Source organism: Streptomyces sp. NPDC043854 (assembly GCF_056436005.1).
Genome location: NZ_JBWKDK010000021.1, coordinates 84,062 through 105,290, shown reverse-complemented (window position 1 = coordinate 105,290; position 21,229 = coordinate 84,062). Strand labels below are relative to the sequence as shown.

The following is a 21,229-nucleotide window of genomic DNA, read 5'->3' as shown; positions in this document are numbered from 1 at the left end:
AGGCGGCGCGCGCCCCTGTCCCCGTACGCTTCAGCCAGGAACCCGCATGAGCAGACACCGCACCGGCATCCGCGCCGGCACCCGCACCCGGCCCCCCGTCGCCCTGGCGCTGCCCGCGCTCGTCGCCGTCGCCTTCCTGCTGCTCCCGCTCGTCGGCATCCTCGTCCGCACCGAGTGGAGCGACCTCGGTACGCACCTCACCAGCCCCGGCGTGGTCGAGGCCCTGCGGCTCTCGCTCGTCGTGTCGTTCTGGGCCCTCGGCCTCTCCCTGCTCCTCGGGGTGCCGCTGGCCTGGCTGCTGGCCCGCGTCGAGTTCAAGGGCAAGGCGTTCGTCCGCTCGCTGGTGCTGCTGCCGATGGTGCTCCCGCCGACGGTGGGCGGTGTGGCGCTGCTGCTGGGCTTCGGGCCCGCCGCGGGCTGCTCGGGCCGTGGCTCGAGGACGGCTTCGGCATCACCCTGCCGTTCCACACCTCCGGTGCCGTCCTCGCGGCGACCTTCGTCGCGATGCCGTTCCTCGTCATCAGCCTGGAGGGCGCGCTCGGCGGCCTGAAGCGGAGCTACGAGGACACCGCCGCCTCGCTCGGCGCCTCACCGGTGCGGGTGTTCTTCACCGTGACGATGCCCATGGTGGGCCCCGGCCTGGTGGCCGGCGCCGCGCTCACCTGGGCGCGTGCACTGGGCGAGTTCGGCGCGACCATCACCTTCGCGGGGAACCTGCCCGGCACCACCCAGACCCTGCCCCTTCAGGTCTACCTGCTGCTCCAGGACAGCCCGGAGGCCGCGACCTCCGTCTCCCTGCTGCTCCTCGCGATCGCCATGGCCGTACTGATCGCCCTGCGCGGCCGCTGGAGCGGCAGCCCGGCCGCCGCCCGCGAGGCCGCAGTGGCGAGCCCGGCCGCAGCCGAGGAGGCCCCGGCCGCCACACGCCCGGCGCGCCACGTCCCGGCCCCCGACGAAGCCGGGGCCGCGGCCGAAGCCGAGGGCGAGGGCGTGAGCGCCGGAAGCCCGCATGGCGGGGGCCGCTGGCCCCTGCACGCCGCGGTCACCGGCTTCACCGAGCTCACCCTCGACGCCCCGCCCGGCACCACCATCGCCGTCGTCGGCGAGAACGGAGCGGGCAAGACCACCCTGCTGCGCGCCCTGCTCGGCCTGACCCCGCGCGCCCGCGCCGAGCTCCGCCTCGGCGACGCCGACGTCACCGCACTGCCCCCGCACCGGCGGCAGGTGGCCTGGGTCCCCCAGGACGGCGCCCTCTTCCCGCACCTCAGCGCGCTGGCCAACACCGCGTACGGGCTGCGGGCGAACCGGGTGCCGCGGTCCGAGGCCCGCCGCGAGGCCCGGCTGTGGCTGGACCGGCTCGGCGTCGGCCACCTCGCCCACCGCAAGCCGGGCCAGCTCTCCGGCGGCCAGGCCCAGCGGGTCGCGCTGGCCCGGGCGCTCGCCGCCCGGCCGCGCCTGCTGCTGCTCGACGAGCCGCTGGCCTCCCTCGACCAGGCCACCCGGGCCCGCGTCCGGCACACGCTGCGCACGCACCTGGCCGGCTTCGGCGGGGTCTGCATGATCGTCACGCACGATCCGGTCGAGGCGGTGTCGCTGGCCGACCGGGTGCTCGTCCTCGCCGACGGACGCGCCCTTCAGGAGGCGCCGCCCGCCGAGGTGACCCGCCATCCGCGGTCCCCGTGGGTGGCCAGGATGCTGGGCCGCAACGCCTGGCCGGGCACCGCGTCCGCGGAGGGGCTCGTCCTGCCGTCCGGGGGCCGGCTGGTGGTGGCCGAGGCACTGCCTCAGGGCTCCGAGGCCCTCGCGATCATCGGCCCGGAGGCGGTGTCCGTGCACCGCGACCGGCCGGGCGGCAGCCCCCGCAACGTGTGGCCGGGCACCGTACGGGAGATCACCTCGGTCGGCAGCCGGCTGCGCGTACTGGTGGGCTCGGCCGAGGTGCCGGACCTGGTCGCGGAGATCACCCCGGAGGCGGCCGCCGAACTGGGCCTGTCCGACGGCTCGCCGGTGTGGACGAGCGTGAAGGCCACCGAGGTGACCCTCGTCCGGCTCTGAGGGCCGTCAGCCGGTGACCTTCGCGGTGAGGACGTCGAGGTTGCCCAGGGCCCGCCCGATGCGCTCGTCCAGGGTCAGCGTCTCCTCGTACCGCCCGCCCCGCAGCTTCGGCTGCCGCTTGCCCCGCAGGTAGAGGGAGCAGGCGAGGTCCGCGCAGATGTAGAAGCCCACGGTGTTGCCCTCCCGGCCGCGCGGGCCGGCGAGCGGGGCGACGAGCAGGGACACTCCGGAGGCGGCGTGCCCGGTCAGGCATATCTGGCACACGCTCGACTTCAGGGCGCTGGTGCGGTTCGTGCCCGGGACGCGGAGGCTGATGCCGACGGCGGACCCGTCGGCCGCGGGGCGTACGAGGTGGGCGCGCAGCGGGGCGCCCGGGTCGACCCAGCCGAGGAAGTCGAGGTCCTCCCAGGGGAGTTCGTCGAAGTCCGGCGGGAGCTTCAGCCGGGCCGCCTCACCCTTGGTGCAGTTCACGAAGGACGAACGGATCTGCTTCTCGGTCAGTGGTTCCATGGGGTGCAACGCTACGTGCCGGTACGCCCCGGGTTCATCGGGTTTTCTCCCGGACCGAGAGCCAGTCCCCCGCGGCGAAGGCGTCCACCCCCACGAGGACGCGGCCCGCGGCGGCCGGCACCGAGACCGCGGGTACGCCCTCGGAGCGGCCGACCGCGAGGGCGGGGGCGCCGACGGTGATGAGCGCGGCGCGCTTGCCGGTGGTGCGCCGGAACTCGGCGAGCAGGCGCGCCGCCAGGGCCGCCTCCTTCCGGTCGACGGTCTGCGGGGCGTGGCGCCGTACGACGGCCAGCGCGCCGGTGTCCGGCTCCTCGGCGGCGGCCGCCAGGGCGGTGCGCAGGGCGCGCAACCGGCTCAGGCCGCCCCCGGCCAGGGTGCGGCGGGCGGTGTCGAGGGTGAGGAAGCGGACACCGCGGTGGACGAAGGGCGCGCGGGGTGCACCGGTGAGGACGAAGTCGGCGCGCAGGCCCGCGTCCGCGGCGGTGCCCGCGGGGGCCGCGGCCGCGGCGGCGGCGGGTTCGACGGCGAACCGCCAGGGCCGGGCCCGGACCGCGGCCTCGCCGGCCAGGATCGGGTCCCGGACGACCGGTTCCGCGACCCGTCCGGTGGGCGGGGTCCGGGCGCCGAGCGTGTCCAGCAGCAGCCGTGCGGGGCGGGCAGCGGCGACCGCGGAGAGCCGGGTGACGGTGAGCGGGGGCTGCGCCGTCACGGGCAGCGGCAGCGTCAGCTCCCGCCAGCCGGTCCAGTCGACGGCGGGCCCGGGAACGCTGACGGCGGCTCCGTCGGCGTCGGTCAGCTCCACCGCCGGCCGGGCCCCGGAGGCGTCCCCGCCGACCCAGAGCGTCAGCGAGCGGGCGAGCTCGGGGACGGGGAGCGGCCGCGGCGGGGTGGCAGAGCCGCGGCCGGCGGCTCCGGACAGCACCAGGGCGAGCCCGCGGCCCCGATGCCCGTCGGCCGGGCTCGCGCCGGGCCCGGTCCAGGCCGCGGCGTCGTCGAGCCCGGCCAGGGGCTGGGTCGCCAGCCCGACGCCGAGGGCGACTTCGGCGACGGTCGGCGCGCCGGCGGGCGGGCGCCCCACGGCAATGCGGGAGGCGACGGACCCCGGCCCGGCAAGCCTCGGCCCGTCCGGCCCCGGTCCGGCGGAGCCTAGTCCGGCGGAGCCCAGTCTGGGGCGGCCCGGTCCAACAGAGTCTGGCCCGGCGGGGCCCAATCCGGGGCGGCCCGATCCGGGGCGGCCCGATCCGGGGCGGCCCGATCCGGGGCGGCCTGGTCCGGGGCGGCCTGGTCCGACAGAGTCTGGCCCGGCGGGGCCCGGACTGGCAGGGCCTCGCCCAGCGGGGCCCGGACCGACAGAGCCTCGCCCAGCGGGACCCGGACCGACGGAACCTCGCCCGGAGGGGCCCGGACTGACGGAACCTCGCCCAACAAGAACCAGGCCAGCGGAACCTCGCCCAGCAGGATCCGAACCGGCAAGGCCACGTCCGACGGGACCCGAACCGGCAGAGCCCGGGCTGGCAGAGCCCGGGCTGGCAGAGCCCGGGTCGGCGGGGCGGCCCGGGCCGGCGGGGGCTGGACCGGGGCGGGCCGGGTCGGGGCGGCCCGGGTCGGGGCGGCCCGGGTCGGGGCGGCCCGGGTCGGGGCGGCCCGGGTCGGGGCGGCCCGGGTCGGGGCGGCCCGGGTCGGCGGGGGCTGGGCCGGGGCGGGCCGGGGCGGGCGGGCGGAGGGTGGCGCGTAGGGTGCCGGTGGCTCGGGCGGTGAGGGCGGTGACCGTGAAGCCGCCCCGGCCGTCGTCCTCGACGCGCCACTGCGACCGGTCGAACCGGAGGGCCACGTCCCGGGGTTCGACCACCGCGGACGCCCCCTGCGCGTCCTGGCCGAGCAGCCGGAACCCGGTGCTCTCCCCTCGTTCGGCGAGGCCGATGCGGGTCCGGTCGGGCCGGATCCGGGTCGGCGGGCCGAGCACCTCCAGGCGCAGCGCCCCTTGCGCCTGCGCGCGCCGGGCGTGCACCGTCGCGCTGCCGGGGCGCGCTGCCGCCCGGAACACCCCGGCGGGGCCGATCGTGCCGTTGCCGTCGGCGGACCAGGCCGGTTCGCCCGCGGCCGGGCCGAGCGCCCGGTCGTATCCGGTGGCGGTCAGGGTCCGGGTGAGGCCGGGGAAGACCCGGGTGAGGGTGGGGTCCTCGGTGGTGCCGCCGGCGGGTTCGACGCGGTAGCCGACGGGCCTGCCGGAGCCCGTCGGCGCCGTCAGGACGAGGCCGTTGGCGACCTGGCGCTGGAACCCGTCCGACGGGGCGTTCTCCAGGGTGAGGGCCGCCGCCCCGGCCTGGGCGGCGAGCAGGGTCGAGGAGCCGCCGCCGTCGAGGTTCAGGGCGTCGTACGCGCCGTTGCGGTGCATCAGACGGCCGAGCTCGGTCAGGGTGAGGCCGCCGCTGTCGCGCCGGCGGCCGTCCACGGTGAGGATCCGCATCTGCCGCCCGTCACGCGAGAAGCCGACGGCGGTGCGCGGGGCGGCGGTGTTGTTCGCCTTGCCGTCGTGGTTCTGCGGAACCCCGGCCACGACGAGGGGTTCCCGCCCGCCGACGGCCGTCACCGGGGCCGGCCCGGCCTTGGGCAGCGGGCGGGCGGTCACGGATAGGGCGTCTCCGGGGTGCAGGGCGGCGAGTTCGGCGACGGCCGCGGCGCCGGTGGCGGTGAGCAAGGTGGTTCCGGGGTCGGGGCGGCCGGGCCGTCGGCGCCGCTCGGGGCGTTCGGCGTGCCGGGCGTGCCGACCGGGGGCGTCTGACGTGACCCGGCCGTCCCGTACGGTCACGGCCGCGCCGGCGGCGGGCAGCGCGGCCCCGGGCCAGTCGGCGGTGTACGCGGCGAAGCCGTCGACGGGCGGCCGGGCCGCGTTGTACCCGGCCAGCGGGCGTACCGCGCCGCCGGGGAGGGTGATGCGGCCGTCGAGGCCGATGCGCTGGACCCGGCCGGTGGTGTCGGCGCCGAAGGCCATGGCCCGGGCGGGGCCGGGTCCGGGGCCGGCGGAGTGCAGCAGCCGGCCCGCGGCGATGCCGGGGCCGAGGGGGGCGCCCGTACCGCGGGCGTCGAAGAAGTCGCCGTTCACGGCGGCGACGACACGCCGCCCGGGCCCGGCGGAGTGGGCGGCGGCGGCCTGCGCGACGGTGGCCGTGCCGCGCCCGCCGAGGTACTCGGCCCGCACGCCGCTGCCACCCTCGCCGAGTTCGACGACCAGTTCGTCGATCCGCAGCCAGCGGTCGGCCTCCAGCCGGTCGTAGGACTCCAGCCGGACCCCGGGGGCGACCTGGCGGGCGGACCGCGCGGTCTCGGTCCCGTCCTCGGCCGCCGCACGGGCGGCGCGGACGGGACCGGCACCCCAGGCGAGGACGGAGACGACGAGAACGGTCACCAGCGAACGAACGGCGTTCGGCACGCAGGCAGCATCACCCGCCCCGCCCCACCCGTGGCCCAAGTCCCCGGCCCCACCCCGGAGTCCACCCGGCCGGCGCACCCGGCGGGACCGCCGGTCGTCTGCCGGCGACCGGGCCGGACGCACTGTCGGCGGCTCCGCTTCCGCCGGGACCGCAGCGCCCCCGGCTGCATCGGGTCGCCATCCGACGGTGACCCGGCCGGTGCGGCTGCGGCCAAGACCGCCGACGACGGCAACGGGCCGTACCGGCCGTCGTCGTGGCGGGCCGGCCGTAGGTCAGCCTCGGCCCCGACCGGCACGCGAGCGACTCCCGCCTTTCCGTGCGATGGCATCGGTGTGACGGCGGGTGCTCGCGCAGGCCCGAGAAACCGTCAGCCGCGTTGACGCCGCCCGAACCTGCCGTCGGGTCGGCTTCGCGCACGGCAGGCGGACATGGTGAGCACGGCGGCCGGCCCCGCGCACCGATCACCGCCGTCCTCCTCGCATCCCGCGTGTCGCGCGGCACGCCCGCAGCCTGTCGGCGTCGGCCGACGCCCGTTCCCGCGGGTATGGAGGTATACCTGCGGGACCCGGGCGGGCACGAGCGCCGCGGGCACGGCCACGGACAATTGGCGGGCCGCCTCAGACCGGTCGGCCGTGTACGCCCGCCCCACGGAACCGCGCACCGCAGGTACAGCCGCCCGCGACGCGTGCATGACCGGCCAAAGCCCTGGCCGACCCGCGCGACCGGGGCCAGGGCGACCTGCAACCAGCCAAGGCCAGGGCCGCGGACCCGTCGGGGCGCGGCCCGGGGTTACGGGGTCGGCGGCGGGGGCTCCGGGAGGGAGAACTCGCACCACACGCACTTGCCGCCGCCGCGCGGTTCCACGCCCCACTCCCGGGCCAGGCTTTCCACCAGCAGCAGGCCGCGGCCGGAGACCGCCCAGTCGCCGGCCTCCCGCCGGTGCGGCAGGGTGCTGCAGGAGTCCTCCACCTCGACGCGGATCCGGCCCTCCGCGGTCATGCGGAGGCTGACCTGGCCGCCGCCGTCCGTGTGCACGAGGGCGTTGGTCATGAGCTCGTCCGCCGCCAGCTCGATCTCGTCCGTCAGCTCCTTCGCGCCCCACGCGGCCACGGCCGCCCGGATCAGGTGGCGGGCCGTCGCCGGTCCCTCGGGGTCGCCGGGGGTGAGCCGCAGCCGCAGGGGGCCGCCGCCGCGCGGGGTGGGAGTGCCGCGGCGGCGCAGCAGGAGCAGGGCCATGTCGTCCCGGCCGCCCTGGTCGCCGACGAGTTCGCACAGGGTGTCGGCGAGCTCCTCCACGTCGACCGGTCCGGCGCAGACCGCCTCCATGAGGGCGTGCATGCCCTCCTCGCGGTTCTTCGTTCCGGGCTGTTCCAGCAGGCCGTCCGTGCAGAGCACGAGGGTGTCGCCGGGGTGCAACTCGATGCTGGTGACGGGGTAGCCCGTCCCGCCGGTGCCGGGCGGTCCGTTCGGCGGGAGTCCGAGCGGGGCCCCGCCGGCCACCGGGACCGGGTGGCAGGTGCCGTCGCCGCGCCGCACCACCGGGTCGTGGTGGCCGGCGCGGACCAGTTGCAGCATGCCGGTGCTGAGGTCCATCTCGGCGTAGGTGCAGGCGGCGAGGCGGTCGGTGGCGAGGTCCTGCAGGAAGGCGGAGGCGCGGGCCATGGCCGTGCCGGGGGTGTGGCCTTCGGCGGCGTAGGCGCGCAGGACGATCCGCAGCTGGCCCATGATCACGGCTGCGTCCGTGTCGTGCCCTTCGACGTCTCCGATCATGACCCCGACCCGGCTGTCGCCGAGCGGGACCACGTCGTACCAGTCGCCGCCGATCTCCCGCCCGGCCCGGGCGGCCCGGGCGGCCCGGTAGCGCACGGCGATCCGCGTGCCGGGCACGTCCGGGATCCGGCGCGGCAGCATGGCCCGCTGGAGGCCCTCCGCCAGGTCGTGCTCCTGCTCGAAGAGGATGGCGCGCTGGAGGCTCTGCGCGATGCCGCTGCCCAGCGCGACGAGCACGTTGCGCTCCTCGTCGGTGAAGTCGCCGTCCCGCTCGTACAGCAGCCCGAGTGCGCCGATGGCCCGGCCCTGGGCGATCAGCGGCAGGTAGACCCCGCTGTGCACGGTCAGCGGCTCGATGTACTGCCACAGGTCGGGGTAGCGGAGGCGGAACTCCTCGCGCGAGCCGATGAAGACCGGCTGGAGGTTCCGTACGGCCTCGCTCATCGGGAACCGGGCCTTGATGCGGGTGTACTCGATCTGCGGCACGTACGTGCCGAGCCGGCCCTCGGCGACCAGGTGGATGCGGCCCCCGTCGACGATGCCGAGCATCACGCTGACGGCGCCGAGGTGGCTGAGGGCCTCGGGGTCCTTGAGGACGTCGGTGACGTCGTTGACGGTGCGGGCGTGGGCCAGGATGGCGGTGGTGCGTTCGACGACGCCCGTCATCCGTCGCCGGCCCTCGGCCCGCTCCCCGCCGGCACCGGGGTCTCCGGGGTCGTGGGCGGCGTCGCGGAGGATCCCGATGATCCGGTAGGGGCGGCCGGCCTGGTTCCGCAGGATGTGGCCCTGGATGTGGGCCCACGCCCGGGATCCGTCGCGCCGCCGGATGCGTACGTACGCCCCGTAGTGGCTGCGGCCGTCCTTGAGGGCTTGCGCCACGCGGGCGTCGAGCCGTGCCTCCTCGGGCGGTGCCATACGTCTGCGGAGCCCGGCGGGGGTGCCGCTGAACTCGTCGGGGCGCAGGTCGAGCACTCCGAGGGCGGTGGAGTCCAGGTACATGCGCCCGCTGTCGAGGTCCCAGTCGAAGGTGCCCATGTGGTTGAGCGCGAGACTCATGTCCGGTTGTGCGGGCCAGTCGACCTCGGGGCTCGTTCCCCTTTCGGCCATGCAGCCAGGGTCTCACCAAACGGTGCCGCGCGCGGGGGCGGCACGGGCGGGACAATCCCGGTATGGGTGAGTCTCGGGTGGTGGTGGAGCGCGAGATGGCGGCCCCCGTGGAACGGGTGTGGCAGGCGCTGACGGACCTCGAGTCGATGCCGGACGTGGTGTCGGGCGTGGACGCGGTGGAGGTGCTCACCCCGGGCCCGTTCCGGGTGGGCACGCGCTGGCGGGAGACCCGGCGGATGTTCGGCAAGCAGGCCACCGAGGAGATGTACGTGACGGTGTGCGACGCGCCGGAGCGCTACGTCGCCGAGGCCGACAACTCGGGCATGCACTACGTGTCGGAGTTCCGGCTCGGCGAGCGGTCCCCGGGGCGGACGGCGGTACGGATGACGTTCTCGGCGGCTCCGGCGGTGAGCGGGAAGCAGCCGGGCCTGTTCATGCGGCTGCTCAACCGGCTGGGGACGAAGGCCGTGGCCAAGGCCGTGATGAAAGACCTGTCGGACGTGGCGGCGTCGGTCGAACGGAACGCGGGGCCGGCGGGGCCGCCGCCCGCGGCGGGCTGAACGCGGGCGCGGCACGCCGGCGCGGCGCAGGTGCGCCGGCGGCCGGCCGCTCGCCGGTCACGGGGGCGACGCGGCCGGTGTCGGGGCGACCGCCGGCGGGGAGGGGACGACCGGGGCCGGGGACGAGGCGATCGGAGGCGGGGTGGCCACCGGGGGCGACGGGGTGGCCGCCGGTGCCGGTTCGGTCGGGGCGGGGGTCGGTTCCGGCGGGGCAGCCGGGGACGTGGTGTCCGTAGGCGTGCCAGTGTCCGTGGGGGTACCGGTGCCGGTGGGCGTACCGGTGTCCTTGGGAGTGCCGGTGTCCTTGGGAGTGTCGGTGCCGGTGGGCGTACCCGTGCCCGTGGGGGTGCCGGTGCCAGTGGGCGTACCCGTGCCCGTGGGGGTGCCGGTCGGGGTGCCGGGAAGCACAGGGCTCGGGGCGGCCTCCGGTGTCGCGGGAGGGGTGGGGGGCAGCGGCGGGGGCGGGATCGGCCGGTCCCGGTCCTTGGGTCCCTTCGGGGCGCCGGGTGCTCTCTCGTACCAGCGTCCGGTGCGCTGGTCGTAGATCGTGATCTCATTGATGATCTTGATCGTCGGTGTGATCACCACCACGTTCTGCGGCCGGTACGCGGCCCAGGGCGACCCCTGGCGCGTCGAGCCCGCCGGCAGCTGCACCGGCTCGCGCAGCGGGTTGCCGCATGCGCAGCGCACCCGGGGCACGCCGTGGCTGTCCACGAGCACGGCGGTTCCGGCCTGGAGCACGGCCTGGTAGGGGGTCGGGCGGCCGTCCCGGTAGCCGTGGTTGGTGACCCGGGTGTCGTTGCGCAGGGTCACCGGGGTGAGCGAGCGCAGATAGCCGGGTACGGCCGACGGCTCGATGCCGAGCGCCTCGGCGAAGGCCCGGTTCTTGGCCGGCTCGGCGGACAGCAGCCGGACCTGCTTCTCGCTGTCGCAGCTGGGGACGTTCCGGGTGCCGCCGTACAGGGTCGGGGACGAGCCGGTGACGGCCCGGGCGGTGATCGGGCCGGTGACGGCGGCCTGCGGCGGGGGCGTGGTGGCGGTCGGCGGCGCGGGCTCGGTGGCCGTGGACTCGGTGTACGGGTCCTGGCCCTGGGCCGCGGTGGATTCCAGGAACAGCTCGCCGCCCGCCTCGGGCGGGCCCGAGGGGCGGGTCAGCACCACGGCGAGCGCCACCACGGCGGCCACCGCCACCGCCGCGGTGACCATCCGGGGTACGGAGCGCCACCACGGCTTGGGGGGTTCGCCGCGGCCGCCCGGCGGGGGCGGGGGCGGCTCACCGCCCCCGGAACCGCCCCACGGTCCTCCGCCCCAGGGCCCTCCGCGGCCCGGTCCTCCGCCGCCGGTTCCGCCGGCGCCCGTACCGCCCGCTCCGGTTCCGGACGGGGTGTCGATCACGGTCGGCGGACCCTCCCGGCCCCGCGGTTCCGCAAGCGGGCCGGCGGGAGGTCCGGTGGGGCGCTCTGGTGGCGGCGTACCGGAAGGCTGTGTGGTCACGTGCGTCCCCTGTCCCGGTCGGAGGGGACATCGGATCGGTCCCCGGGTCGGCGTTCCACGCGCCCTCCCTCATCCGGAAAAATCCGGATATCGATCACTCCTGCGGACCATTGTGTGCGGCCTCCCGGTGGTGCCCGCAAGCCGGGGCTGCCTACGGTGGCGCTGTGAGCCGTACGTCCCGGGGTCCCCTGCAGACTTGGCGCGACGCCCTCGTCGCGGTCGTGGCGGGGTTCGCCGCGATGGCCGCGGTGTCCGCCGCCGGCCTGGCGTGTGCGGGTGCCGCGGAGCTGCCCGGGGGCGCGTTCCCGCACGTGGTGGCGGCCGTTGTGGTGCTGGCGGCCGGCGGCTCCGTCGAGGTGACGGGCGGGGCCGGCTTCCTGGCCGACGCCGACGCGAGCCTGTCCGTGCTCCCCCTCTCGGTGAGCCTGGCCGGGGCGCTCACGGCCGGCTCGCTCTTCCTGCACCCCCTGCACAACCGGGCGGTGGCCCGGCCGCGCGAACTCCTCGCCCACGCCGTCCCGCTGGTCCTGCTCTGGCTGCTCGCGCTGACCGCCACCGCGCTCCTGGCCCGGCAGTCCTTCGGCATCTCGACCGGCGACTCCCCCATCGGGGACCTCGCCGATATCCTCGACTCCGCCCCGACGGTCGGCTTCCGGGCCGCCGTGCCCGCGACGCTCTTCTTCGGACTGCTGTGGATCCTGGGGCTGCTGCTGGTCGCCCTGCTGGTCTCGCGCCGGGCGCCGCTCCCGGCCGGGCTCGTCCGCTTCCACACCGCGGTGCGGCCCGCTGCCTTCGCCACCGTGGCCCTGCTCCTCGCGTGCGTGGCCCTGGCCGCCGTGGTGGGGCTGGTCGTGGCCGCCACCCGCGGCCACGCCGACCGGACCCTCGCCGTGATGCTGCTCGGCCTGCCGAACCTCGCCTGGCTCGCGCTCACGCTCGGCTTCGGCGGGGCCTGGGACGGCAGGGTCGAGGGGCCGTTCGGCCTGCCCGTGCCGCAGGTGCTGGACGCGGTGCTGCGCGCGTCCGGGTCCGAAGCCTCCGCGGACACGTCCTCGGCCGACGTGGCCGCGCTCGCCGAGCACCAGGCGTGGGTGTGGTGGCTGGTGCCGGTCACCGCCGTCCTGCTGCTCGGTACGGGGTTCCTCACCGCCGTGCGCTCCCCCGCCCACGTCCGCCCCTGGCAGCACGCCCTGCACCTGGGTGCCGCCTTGGGGCTCGCCGTCCTGGCGGTGTGTCTGCTGGTCTCGGTGGAGGCCCGGCTCGGCCTGTCCCTGCTGGGCCTCGGCGACGTGTCCGGGCTCGGCGGCACGGTGGAGCTGCACGCGGTGCTGTGGCGTACGGTCGGCCTCGCGCTGCTCTGGGGGGCGCTCGCGGGGTTCCTCGGCGGTCTGCTGGCCCGCCCGGTGCACCGCCGCGGCCTCGTCGCATCCCCGCCTTCGGCCGCCACTGGCCGCTGACCGCCGAACCGAACCGCCCTCCGGGCCGGCCCTCGAACGGCTCCGCTCCGCCTCCGCCTCCGGCGATGCGGGCGCGGCAGCCGTCGGCGCGCCCGGCACCATGCGGAGGGCACCATGCGGAGCCGGGCCTCGCACGGCCCCGGGCCCGCGGCGGCCGCCCGCTGCCCGTGAACCCCGCCCCCGCCCCGCAGCACCGCGGCCGTCAGCCCGCGTCGTCCGCCGGGGGGATGACCCGCGTCGGGTCGAGGTCGGGGTCACGGGGGGTCCCGCCCGCGGCCTCGGCCCGTACGGCACCGTCCCCGCCCCCGCCCCGGCCGGCAGCGGCAGCCGCCCCCTCCGCGTCCGGGTGCGCGTCGGCGTCCGGTTCGCCGGTGGCCGCGTACGTCGACAGGCGGGTCCCGTCGCCGTACATCCAGTGCCCGGTGGACTCGTCGTACAGCCAGACGGACTCCCCGTCGACCACCACCCCGGCCCGCAGCCCCTTGGTGCCGCTGCGGAACCCCTCGCCGTCCAGCCGCCCCGCGGCCAGCTCCTCGACCGCGCGCCGGTAGCGGTCCAGGACGCCCGCATTGCGCGCGACCAGCGGGCGCGGGTCGTCGGTACGGGCCGTCGGCGGCCCGCCGGCCGGCGGCGGCTGCGGTACGGCGACCAGCAGCCGGCCGTCCACCCAGGCGGACCACCCGTTGGCGCAGAGGACCTCCCCCCACTCGCCGCGCCGGGAGAGCAGTTGTACGGGGAGGAAGGCGTCCAGGGACGCGGTGGGCCGGGAGACGTCGGGCGTCTCCCAGGCGGGCAGCCCCTCCTGGGGCACGACATGGGTGGGCCGGAAGCCGGCGACGGCGGCGTAGTCCTCGGGGATGGGGCTGCTCATGGCGCGCCTGCCGCTACTTCCGCATGATGGCGGGCTCGTGGCGGCGCAGCAGCCGCGCGACCAGGACGCCGAACAGCACGGACAGGGCAGCCAGCATGCCGAGGTCGAGCAGCCACACGCCGGTGCTGTGTGCGAAGAGCGGGTCGTCGGTGAGGTCGCCGGGGACGAGTGCGCCGAGGTCGATGGTGCCGGCCATGGCGCCGAGGGCCCAGCGCGAGGGGACCAGCCAGGCGAGTTGGCCGATCACGGGAACGCCGTCGAGCTGGAGCAGGGCTCCGCAGAAGACGACCTGGACGATGGCGAGGAGGACCAGCAGGGGCATGGTGACCTCCTCCTTCCTGACCAGGGCGGAGACCAGCAGGCCGAGCATCATCGCGGTGAAGGACAGCAGGGCGACGGCCAGGGTGATCTCGGCGAGCGGCGGCAGCAGCACCCCTCGGCCGCCCGGGGCGTTGGTGTCGACGCCGTACAGCCCGACGAGGGTGAGGACCACGGCCTGGGCGGCGGTGACGGCGCCGAGGACCAGCACCTTGGACATCAGGTAGGCGGATCTGGACAGGCCGACGGCCCGTTCGCGCTGGTAGATGACGCGCTCCTTGACGAGTTCGCGTACGGCGTTGGCGGCGCCGGTGAGGACCCCGCCGACGCAGAGGATCAGCAGGGCGTTGATCGCGGTCTCCCGGGTGAGGGAGCTGCCGGCCAGGGCGCGGGCCATGGCGCCCATCACGAACGGCAGGGCGATCATGATGACGAGGAAGGTGCGGTCGGCGCTGAGCGCGGCGGCGTAGCGGCGCATCAGGATCGACAGCTGGGCGCCCCAGGTCTGGGCCTTGGGCGGGGCGGCGGCGAAGCCGGCCGGCGGCTCGGCGGCGCGGTGTCCGTCGGCGCCGGGCCGGTGGGCGGGGCTCTGCACGTAGCGGTGGTGGTGGGCGGAGGCGCGGTACTCGCCCGCCCAGTCCCGGCCGTGCTGCGTCTCGAACGCCTCGAAGGCCTCGGGCCACTGGTCGCAACCGAAGAAGGCGAGGGTTTCCTGCGGGGGCCCGTAGTAGGCGATGCGTCCGCCGGGGGCGAGGACGAGCAGCCGGTCGCAGACGTCGAGGCTGAGCACGCTGTGCGTGACGACGATGACGGTGCGGCCGTCGTCGGCGAGCCCGCGCAGCATGTGCATCACGGAGCGGTCCATGCCGGGGTCGAGGCCGGAGGTGGGTTCGTCGAGGAACAGCAGCGAGGGCTTGGTCAGCAGTTCCAGGGCGACGGAGACGCGTTTGCGCTGGCCGCCGGAGAGGCTGTGGATGGGCTGGTCGGCGCGCTGTTGCAGGCCGAGTTCGCCGATGACCTCGTCGACGCGGGCCTGGCGTTCGGCCGGGGCGGTGTCCTGCGGGAAGCGCAGTCCGGCGGCGTAGGTGAGGGCGCGGCGGACGGTGAGCTGGGTGTGCAGGATGTCGTCCTGGGGGACGAGGCCGATGCGGCTGCGCAGTTCGGCGTAGTCGCGGTAGAGGTCGCGGCCGTCGTAGAGGACGGTGCCCCGGTCGGCGGGGCGCAGCCCGGTGAGGGCGCCGAGGAGGGTGGACTTGCCGGCGCCGCTGGGTCCGACGACGGCGAGCAGGCATCGGGCGCCGACGGGGAAGGAGACCTGGTCGAGGAGGGTCTTGCGGCCGCGGTCGACGGCGACGGCGAGGTCCTGGACGTCGAGGGATACCTCGCCGGTGTCGACGTACTCCTGGAGCCGGTCGCCGACGAGGCAGAGCGCGGTGTGGCCGATGCCGATGATGTCGCCCTCGGCGACGGGGGCGGCGGTGACGCGGGCGCCGTTGAGGTAGGTGCCGTTGTGGCTGCCGAGGTCGGCGATCTCGTGGGTGCCGTCGGCGAGGGCGCGCAGTTCGGCGTGCCGGCGGGAGACGATGAGGTCCTGGATGACGAGGTCGTTGTCCTGGTCGCGGCCGATGCGTACGACCGCGCGCGGAGGCAGCGGGTGGACGCCGGCGGGCTCGCGGAAGGTGCTGGTCAGGGACGGCTCGGAGACGGAGTCCGGCCGCCGGGCCGCGGACGGGGGTGCCGCGGGCGGGAGCGGCGGGGGTGCCGCGGGCGGGAGCGGCGGGGGTGCCGCGGGCGGGAGCGGCGGGGGTGCCGCGGGCGGGGTGCGGCCGACGACGCGGACGCGGGGGCCGTCGAGGACGTTGCCGAAGCGGAGTTCGCTGCCGGCTCCGATGCTCCACTCGTGGATGCGGTGCCCGTCCGCCCAGGTGCCGTTGGTGCTGTTCTCGTCCTCGACGGTCCAATGGTCGCCTTCGGTGCGCAGGACGGCGTGGTGCCAGGAGACGCGGGCGTCCTCGAGCCAGACGTCGCAGAGCGGGTCGCGGCCGACGTGGTAGGTCCGGCCCGGGCTCATCGTGGTGGAGCCCGTGTCGGTTTCCAGAACGAGCTCGGGCGCGGTCGGCACACCGGGGCGCTGGACCATGAGCCGATTTTGCCACGGCCCGAACCTGGCGGCATAACCGCAGGTCAGCGGGGGTGTTATGGGTAATGACAACGGTCCCCGTTGCAGCCTTTGCCCATTACTTCTCCGTGCGCTTCACTTCACGCGTCGGAACCGAACAGACGGGGGACGCCATGGGCGTGCACGACCACGATCACGATCACGATCACGCGGGGCGGGGCCGCGTCGGCGACCACGCCCACGCCCGCGCATCCGGCCACGACCACGGCCATGCCGGACACAGCCACGGCGTGTCCGCGGACGCCGACCGGCGCTGGCTGGCCATCGCGCTCGGCCTGATCGGCGCCTTCATGGCGATCGAGGTGGCCATCGGCATCATCGCGCAGTCGCTGGCCCTGATCTCCGACGCCGCGCACATGCTGACGGACGCCGTCTCGATCGTCCTCGCGCTGATCGCCATGCGGCTCGCGACCCGCCCGGCGCGCGGCGGGTACACCTACGGCCTCAAGCGCGCGGAGATACTCTCCGCCCAGGCCAACGGGCTGACCCTGCTGCTGCTCGCGGTCTGGCTGGCGTACGAGGCGGTCCAGCGGCTGATCGACCCCCCGGAGGTGGCGGGCGGGCTGGTCCTGGTCACGGCGCTCGCGGGCATCGTCGTGAACGTGGCGGCGGCCTGGTGCATCTCCAAGGCGAACCGCTCCTCGCTCGCCGTCGAGGGGGCCTACCAGCACATCCTGAACGACCTGTTCGCCTTCATCGGCACCGCCGTCTCCGGTCTGATCGTGCTGACCACCGGTTTCGTCCAGGCCGACGCGATCGCCACGCTCGTGGTGGTGGTGCTGATGGTGAAGGCGGGCTACGGGCTGGTCCGCGAGTCCGGCCGGATCTTCCTGGAGGCGGCCCCGGCGCACATGGACCCGGACGCGGTCGGCGACCGGCTGGTCGCGCACCCCCCGGTGACCGAGGTCCACGACCTGCACATCTGGACCATCACCTCGGGCCAGGCGGCGCTGTCGGCGCACGTGCTCGTCGAGCCGGCCGGCGACTGCCACGCCGTGCGCCGGGACCTGGAGCGGCTGCTGGCGAAGGAGTACGCGATCACGCACACCACCCTTCAGGTGGACCACGCGCAGGAGGCCCTGCTCACGGTCGGCCGCGCCGGCGAGGCTCCGGGGGACCCGCACTGCGCGGACGCCCACGGCCCGGTGCACCGGGAGGGCCCGCACGACCACTGAGGTGGGCACCGACCCACGGGCGCGCCGGCCCGCGGGCGCCGACGTACGGGCACCGGCCCAGGGGCACTGACGTACGGGCACCGACGTACGTGCCGTGGCCGGCCGCCCGGCTGGGCATACATCCGGCCATGACGAACAAGCGAAGCGCCGGGCTGCTCCTGTTCCGCGAGGCGGCCGGCCCCCGGGCCCCCGGTGCGGGGGTCGAGGTGCTCCTCGGGCACATGGGCGGCCCGTACTGGGCGCACCGGGACGACGGCGGCTGGGCGATCCCCAAGGGCGAGTACGAGGAGGACGAGGCCCCGCTGGACGCGGCCCGGCGGGAGTTCACCGAGGAGATCGGGCTGCCCCCGCCGGAGGGCCCGTACCTGCCGCTGGGCGAGGCCCGGATGCCCGGCGGGAAGCAGGTGGTGGTCTGGGCCGTGCGGGCGGACCTCGACCCGGCGCTGATGGTGCCCGGGACCTTCACCATGGAGTGGCCGCCCCACTCGGGCCGGGTGCAGGAGTTCCCGGAGCTGGACCGGGTGGCCTGGTTCACCCCGGAGGCGGCCCGGACCAAGCTGATCGCCTCCCAAGTCACCTTCCTGGACCGGCTGTCAGGGTTACGGGAAGGTTGACTTGACCTCGGCTTGCCATCAAACCCCACCCGAGCGGACATTGCGGGTATGACAAACGTCGTGCTGGTGGGAACCCTGGACACCAAGGGTGTCGAGTACGGCTGGCTGCGCGAGGGGCTGCGGCGCGCCGGCATAGAAGTGATCATGGTCGACACGGGCGTCATGGGCGAACCCCGCGTGCCCGCCGACGTGCCGCGCGCCGCGGTGGCCCGGGCGGCGGGAGCGGACCTGGCGGAGCTGCGCGCGACCGCCGACCGGGGCGCGGCCGTGACGACGATGGCCCGGGGCGCGGAGGCGACCCTGTTACGCCTGCACACCGAGGGCCGGCTGCACGCGGTGCTCGCCATCGGCGGCAGCGGCGGCACCTCCATCGCCACCCGGGCGATGCGCGCCCTGCCGCTGGGCGTGCCGAAGGTGATGGTGTCCTCCATGGCGTCCGGGGACGTGGCCCCGTACGTCGGCTCCTCGGACATCACGATGATGTACAGCGTGGTGGACATCGCCGGGCTCAACAGCATCTCGGAGCCGATCCTGGCGAACGCCGTGGCGGCGGCCGCCGGCATGGCCAGGGCCCACGAGCGGGCCGGCCCGGAGCTGCGCCGCCCGGCCGGGCTGGGCTCCGGCTCGCGCCCGCTGGTCGCGGCGAGCATGGCGGGCGTGACCACGATCGGCGTGGACGCGGCCCGGGAACGGCTGACCGAGCTCGGCTACGAGGTCCTGGTCTTCCACGTCAGCGGCACCGGCGGCCGCACCCTGGAGACCCTCGCCGGGCAGGGCGTCTTCGCGGGCGTCCTCGACCTCACGCTCAGCGAGATCGCGGACGACCTGTGCGGGGGCGTCCTGACGGCCGGCCCGGACCGGCTGACCGCGGCGGGCCGGGCCGGGGTGCCCCAGGTGGTCAGCCTCGGGGCGCTGGACATGGTCAAGTTCGGGCCGCTGGAATCACTCCCCGAACGGGTGCGCTACCGGCGGGTCCGCGTGCACAACCCGTCCATCACGGTGATCCGCACGACCGAGGCGGAGTGCGCGGAGCTCGGCCGCCGGGTCGCGGCCAAGCTCCGGCCGGCGAGCGGCCCGACCGAGGTCTGCATCCCGCTCCAGGGCCTGTCCACGCTCGGCGCGCCGGGCGGCCCCTACCACGACCCGGCCGCGGACCGGGCCCTGTTCTCGGCGCTGCGCGAGGGGCTGCAGGGCAGCGCCGCCGCCGTCCACGACTACGACACCCACATCAACGACCCCGCCTTCGGGCGGGCGGCCGCCGACCGGCTGCACGCCATGATCCGTGCGGAGCGGGCCGCAGCCTGAGGCCCTGGCCGGATTGGGAACCGGCCCGAGCGGAAACCGTGTCCCTGGGGGTGGCCGATCGCGCCGCGACCGGGCCTCGGGGCACGGCGACGCAACGGACGGGGGAGCAGACGATGACGAACGGCTGGACGGTGCCCGGCTACGTGCACGTCCGGGAGCTCGGCTCCGGCGCCAGCGGACGGGTGGTGCTCGCCGTCCATGAGGCGACCGGCACGCCCGTGGCGGTGAAGTACCTCGGCGACCGGCTGCGCCAGGACCCGGCGTTCGTCGCCGAGTTCCGCGGGGAGGCCCGGCTGCTCGGCGGGCTGGACTCGCCGTACGTGGTCCGGCTGTACGAGTACGTGGAGGCGCCCGGCGGCGCCGCCATCGTGATGGAGCTCGTCGACGGGATCTCGCTGCGCGCCGTGCTCAAGCAGTCCGGGCAGGCCGGTCCCGAGGCCGCCCTCGTCGTGCTGAAGGGGTCGCTGCTGGGTCTGGCGGCGGCGCACCGGGCGGGCGTCGTCCACCGCGACTACAAGCCGGAGAACGTGCTGGTCGCGGCGGACGGCCTGTCCAAGCTGGTGGACTTCGGGATCGCGGTGCGCCGTGGCACCACACCCGGGGTCGCCGGCACCCCGGCGTACATGGCGCCCGAGCAGTGGCAGGGCCGGGCGGCCACGCCCGCGGCCGACGTGTACGCGGCGACGGCCACCTTCTTCGAGTGCCTGACCGGGCACCGGCCGTTCCCCGGGCAGAACCTCGCGGAGCTTGCCGTCCAGCACGTGGAGGCGCCCGTACCGGAGGACGAGGCCCCCGAGCCGGTCCGCCCGCTGATCCGGCGGGGCATGGCCAAGGCCCCCGAGCAACGGCCGGCGAACGCCGAGGCGTTCGTCGCGGAGCTGGAGCGGGCGGCGCTGGCCGGGTACGGGCCGGAATGGGAGGAGCGCGGCCAGCGCAAACTCGCTGCCCTGGCCGCATTGTTACCCCTGCTGTTCCCCTCGGCCGGCGGCCCCGCCTCGGGGACCACGGCGGTGGCGACGACCTCGCTGGGGCGGGGCTCCGGCTGGGCACCGGGGCGGCGGGGCACGATCGCGGCGGGCGCGGCGCTGGTGCTGGGCGTGGTGGCCGGGCTGACGGCGAACGCGTCGGGGGGCGAGCCCGGCGGCGCCCGCGCGGTCAATTCGTTCGCCACGTCGAGCCCCGCGCCCTCGGGATCCGGCTCCGGCTCCGGCGGCCCGGGGCCGAGCGCCTCCGGCTCGCCGGGCCCGGCGCCGGTCGCCTCGGGCTCCCCGTCCGCCTCGCTCTCGCCCTCGCCGTTGCCGTCGGTGTCGCCGTCCGCCACCGCGTCGCCCTCGCCCACGCGTTCCACGAGACCGGGGCCGAGTCCGAGCCGTTCGGTGACGGTGCCTCCGCCGAGAACCACTCCCCCGACGAAACCGCCGACCTCGCCGCCCACCCCGGCCCCCGCCCCGGTCGTGTACGCGGTCGGGGTGAGCCTGGCGCAGACCGACGACGACACCGGGGCGGCCGACATCACGATCAAGGCCTCCGGCACGGGCAAGGTGAAGGTCACCGTGCAGTGGTTCACCGGCGACGACGAAAACCCGTTCTCCGAGCCGGACGGCACCACGCAATACGACCACACCGTGGGCCCGGGGGCACCAGCGGCGATGGCGGCGATGGCGGCGGGCGCACCGGTGGCGCACACCTTCAAGGGCGGCGGCTGCGCCTGGGGGGTGCGGGTCACGACGTCCCCCGCCGCCGGCGAGGGCCCGGCGACCGACAGCCTGCTGCTGAGGAGGTGCTCTCCCGCATGAGCGACGACGAGTACAGCGCAACCGTCCTCGGCAGCCACTGGATCAGCGGGCCGCCGCAGCCGCAGGACGCCGCCCCGGACCGGGTCGAGGGCTCGGTGATGCGGTTCGGGCCGGGGGTGACCGCCGCCGTGCCGGCCCCGTTCCCCGTGGTGGTCCCGCCGCGGCGGCGGCGCGAATGGCGCCGCTACACCCTCGCCGGTGCCGTGCTGCTCGCCGTGCTGGCCTACCTGGCCTGGCAGCGGTTCGGGCCGGGGCTGGAGGTGCGGGGCCTGGCGGTGGGCACCGCCACCGGGGAGAGCCCCGGCTGCGGCGCCACGGCCGACGTGGTGGCCGTCGTACGGACCAACGGGCGCCCGGGGACGGTCGCGTACCGGTGGACCCGCAGCGACGGAACCCGCTCGGAGCAACTCACGGAACAGGTGCCGAAGGGCCGGGACGAGGCCCGGCTGCACCTGCTGTGGACCTTCCGGGGCCAGGGGACCTACCCGGCCACGGCCGAGATCCAGATCCTCTCCCCCACCCGGCGCACGGCGACGACCCGGTTCACGTACCACTGCGCCCGCTAGGGAGCGGTCGGGGCCGGGGCG

General features: G+C 76.2%; 16 protein-coding genes. 9 read left to right on the top strand and 7 right to left on the bottom strand.

The features are described from left to right. The first annotated feature begins 46 nt into the window (after positions 1 to 46). Complete coding sequence (locus tag AC068A_RS20515; RefSeq protein ID WP_478586785.1) at positions 47 to 550, top strand: hypothetical protein; 504 nt, start codon at positions 47 to 49, stop codon at positions 548 to 550. Then, positions 505 to 2,055 carry an ABC transporter ATP-binding protein/permease gene (locus tag AC068A_RS20510; protein WP_478586783.1) on the top strand — a complete coding sequence of 517 codons (1,551 nt, stop codon included), beginning with the start codon at positions 505 to 507 and terminating at the stop codon, positions 2,053 to 2,055. The genes AC068A_RS20515 and AC068A_RS20510 overlap by 46 nt, the downstream gene beginning before the upstream one ends. 6 nt (positions 2,056 to 2,061) lie before the next feature. Here AC068A_RS20510 and AC068A_RS20505 read toward each other — a convergent pair whose 3' ends face one another. The 3 genes from AC068A_RS20505 to AC068A_RS20495 form a co-directional block, all read right to left on the bottom strand. Next, on the bottom strand, positions 2,062 to 2,565 hold the full coding sequence (locus tag AC068A_RS20505; protein ID WP_478586781.1) for an FBP domain-containing protein: 504 nt from the start codon (positions 2,563 to 2,565) through the stop codon (positions 2,062 to 2,064). A 34-nt stretch (positions 2,566 to 2,599) separates the two neighbouring features. Continuing rightward, positions 2,600 to 5,995 (bottom strand): phosphodiester glycosidase family protein, encoded by a 3,396-nt coding sequence (locus AC068A_RS20500; RefSeq protein WP_478586779.1) that lies wholly within the window; start codon positions 5,993 to 5,995, stop codon positions 2,600 to 2,602. A 790-nt stretch (positions 5,996 to 6,785) separates the two neighbouring features. Next, entirely contained in the window at positions 6,786 to 8,873 is a 2,088-nt protein-coding gene (locus AC068A_RS20495) for a SpoIIE family protein phosphatase (protein WP_478586777.1), read from the bottom strand. Positions 8,874 to 8,935: 62 nt separating this feature from the next. Between AC068A_RS20495 and AC068A_RS20490 the strand changes: the two genes are divergently transcribed. After that, positions 8,936 to 9,433, top strand: coding sequence for an SRPBCC family protein (locus AC068A_RS20490; RefSeq protein WP_478586776.1), 498 nt, complete (start codon positions 8,936 to 8,938; stop codon positions 9,431 to 9,433). 57 nt (positions 9,434 to 9,490) lie between these two features. Here AC068A_RS20490 and AC068A_RS20485 read toward each other — a convergent pair whose 3' ends face one another. Then, on the bottom strand, positions 9,491 to 10,639 hold the full coding sequence (locus AC068A_RS20485) for a DUF6777 domain-containing protein (RefSeq protein ID WP_478586774.1): 1,149 nt from the start codon (positions 10,637 to 10,639) through the stop codon (positions 9,491 to 9,493). 452 nt (positions 10,640 to 11,091) lie between these two features. Between AC068A_RS20485 and AC068A_RS20480 the strand changes: the two genes are divergently transcribed. Then, positions 11,092 to 12,384, top strand: coding sequence for a streptophobe family protein (locus tag AC068A_RS20480; RefSeq protein ID WP_478586773.1), 1,293 nt, complete (start codon positions 11,092 to 11,094; stop codon positions 12,382 to 12,384). A gap of 202 nt (positions 12,385 to 12,586) precedes the next feature. On the opposite strand, the gene AC068A_RS20475 is transcribed toward AC068A_RS20480, so the two are convergent. The 3 genes from AC068A_RS20475 to AC068A_RS20465 all read right to left on the bottom strand — a co-directional run bounded on the left by AC068A_RS20475 (position 12,587) and on the right by AC068A_RS20465 (position 15,979). Then, positions 12,587 to 13,255 (bottom strand): hypothetical protein, encoded by a 669-nt coding sequence (locus AC068A_RS20475; protein WP_478586771.1) that lies wholly within the window; start codon positions 13,253 to 13,255, stop codon positions 12,587 to 12,589. A gap of 13 nt (positions 13,256 to 13,268) precedes the next feature. Further along, positions 13,269 to 15,713 (bottom strand): FHA domain-containing protein, encoded by a 2,445-nt coding sequence (locus tag AC068A_RS20470; protein ID WP_478586769.1) that lies wholly within the window; start codon positions 15,711 to 15,713, stop codon positions 13,269 to 13,271. A gap of 119 nt (positions 15,714 to 15,832) precedes the next feature. After that, positions 15,833 to 15,979, bottom strand: coding sequence for a hypothetical protein (locus AC068A_RS20465; RefSeq protein ID WP_478586767.1), 147 nt, complete (start codon positions 15,977 to 15,979; stop codon positions 15,833 to 15,835). A 3-nt stretch (positions 15,980 to 15,982) separates the two neighbouring features. Here AC068A_RS20465 and AC068A_RS20460 point away from each other — a divergent pair, with 3 nt between their 5' ends. The 5 genes from AC068A_RS20460 (at position 15,983) to AC068A_RS20440 (ending at position 21,208) form a co-directional block, all read left to right on the top strand. Further along, positions 15,983 to 16,927, top strand: a complete 945-nt coding sequence (locus AC068A_RS20460; RefSeq protein ID WP_478586765.1) for a cation diffusion facilitator family transporter — start codon at positions 15,983 to 15,985, stop codon at positions 16,925 to 16,927. A 128-nt stretch (positions 16,928 to 17,055) separates the two neighbouring features. Continuing rightward, on the top strand, positions 17,056 to 17,541 hold the full coding sequence (locus AC068A_RS20455) for an NUDIX hydrolase (RefSeq protein WP_478586763.1): 486 nt from the start codon (positions 17,056 to 17,058) through the stop codon (positions 17,539 to 17,541). 48 nt (positions 17,542 to 17,589) lie between these two features. Further along, positions 17,590 to 18,846 (top strand): Tm-1-like ATP-binding domain-containing protein, encoded by a 1,257-nt coding sequence (locus AC068A_RS20450; RefSeq protein WP_478586762.1) that lies wholly within the window; start codon positions 17,590 to 17,592, stop codon positions 18,844 to 18,846. A gap of 113 nt (positions 18,847 to 18,959) precedes the next feature. Next, on the top strand, positions 18,960 to 20,642 hold the full coding sequence (locus AC068A_RS20445) for a serine/threonine-protein kinase (RefSeq protein WP_478586760.1): 1,683 nt from the start codon (positions 18,960 to 18,962) through the stop codon (positions 20,640 to 20,642). After that, positions 20,639 to 21,208, top strand: a complete 570-nt coding sequence (locus AC068A_RS20440; RefSeq protein WP_478586758.1) for a hypothetical protein — start codon at positions 20,639 to 20,641, stop codon at positions 21,206 to 21,208. The genes AC068A_RS20445 and AC068A_RS20440 overlap by 4 nt, the downstream gene beginning before the upstream one ends. Positions 21,209 to 21,229 lie beyond the last annotated feature (21 nt).

Bases quoted from the DNA above. Each gene is read 5' to 3' on its own strand.
- AC068A_RS20515 (WP_478586785.1), top strand. From the start codon at position 47: ATGAGCAGACACCGCACCGGCATCCGCGCCGGCACCCGCACCCGGCCC.
- AC068A_RS20510 (WP_478586783.1), top strand. From the start codon at position 505: ATGCCGTTCCTCGTCATCAGCCTGGAGGGCGCGCTCGGCGGCCTGAAG.
- AC068A_RS20505 (WP_478586781.1), bottom strand. From the start codon at position 2,565: ATGGAACCACTGACCGAGAAGCAGATCCGTTCGTCCTTCGTGAACTGC.
- AC068A_RS20495 (WP_478586777.1), bottom strand. From the start codon at position 8,873: ATGGCCGAAAGGGGAACGAGCCCCGAGGTCGACTGGCCCGCACAACCG.
- AC068A_RS20490 (WP_478586776.1), top strand. From the start codon at position 8,936: ATGGGTGAGTCTCGGGTGGTGGTGGAGCGCGAGATGGCGGCCCCCGTG.
- AC068A_RS20485 (WP_478586774.1), bottom strand. From the start codon at position 10,639: ATGGTCACCGCGGCGGTGGCGGTGGCCGCCGTGGTGGCGCTCGCCGTG.
- AC068A_RS20475 (WP_478586771.1), bottom strand. From the start codon at position 13,255: ATGAGCAGCCCCATCCCCGAGGACTACGCCGCCGTCGCCGGCTTCCGG.
- AC068A_RS20470 (WP_478586769.1), bottom strand. From the start codon at position 15,713: ATGGTCCAGCGCCCCGGTGTGCCGACCGCGCCCGAGCTCGTTCTGGAA.
- AC068A_RS20455 (WP_478586763.1), top strand. From the start codon at position 17,056: ATGACGAACAAGCGAAGCGCCGGGCTGCTCCTGTTCCGCGAGGCGGCC.
- AC068A_RS20450 (WP_478586762.1), top strand. From the start codon at position 17,590: ATGACAAACGTCGTGCTGGTGGGAACCCTGGACACCAAGGGTGTCGAG.
- AC068A_RS20445 (WP_478586760.1), top strand. From the start codon at position 18,960: ATGACGAACGGCTGGACGGTGCCCGGCTACGTGCACGTCCGGGAGCTC.
- AC068A_RS20440 (WP_478586758.1), top strand. From the start codon at position 20,639: ATGAGCGACGACGAGTACAGCGCAACCGTCCTCGGCAGCCACTGGATC.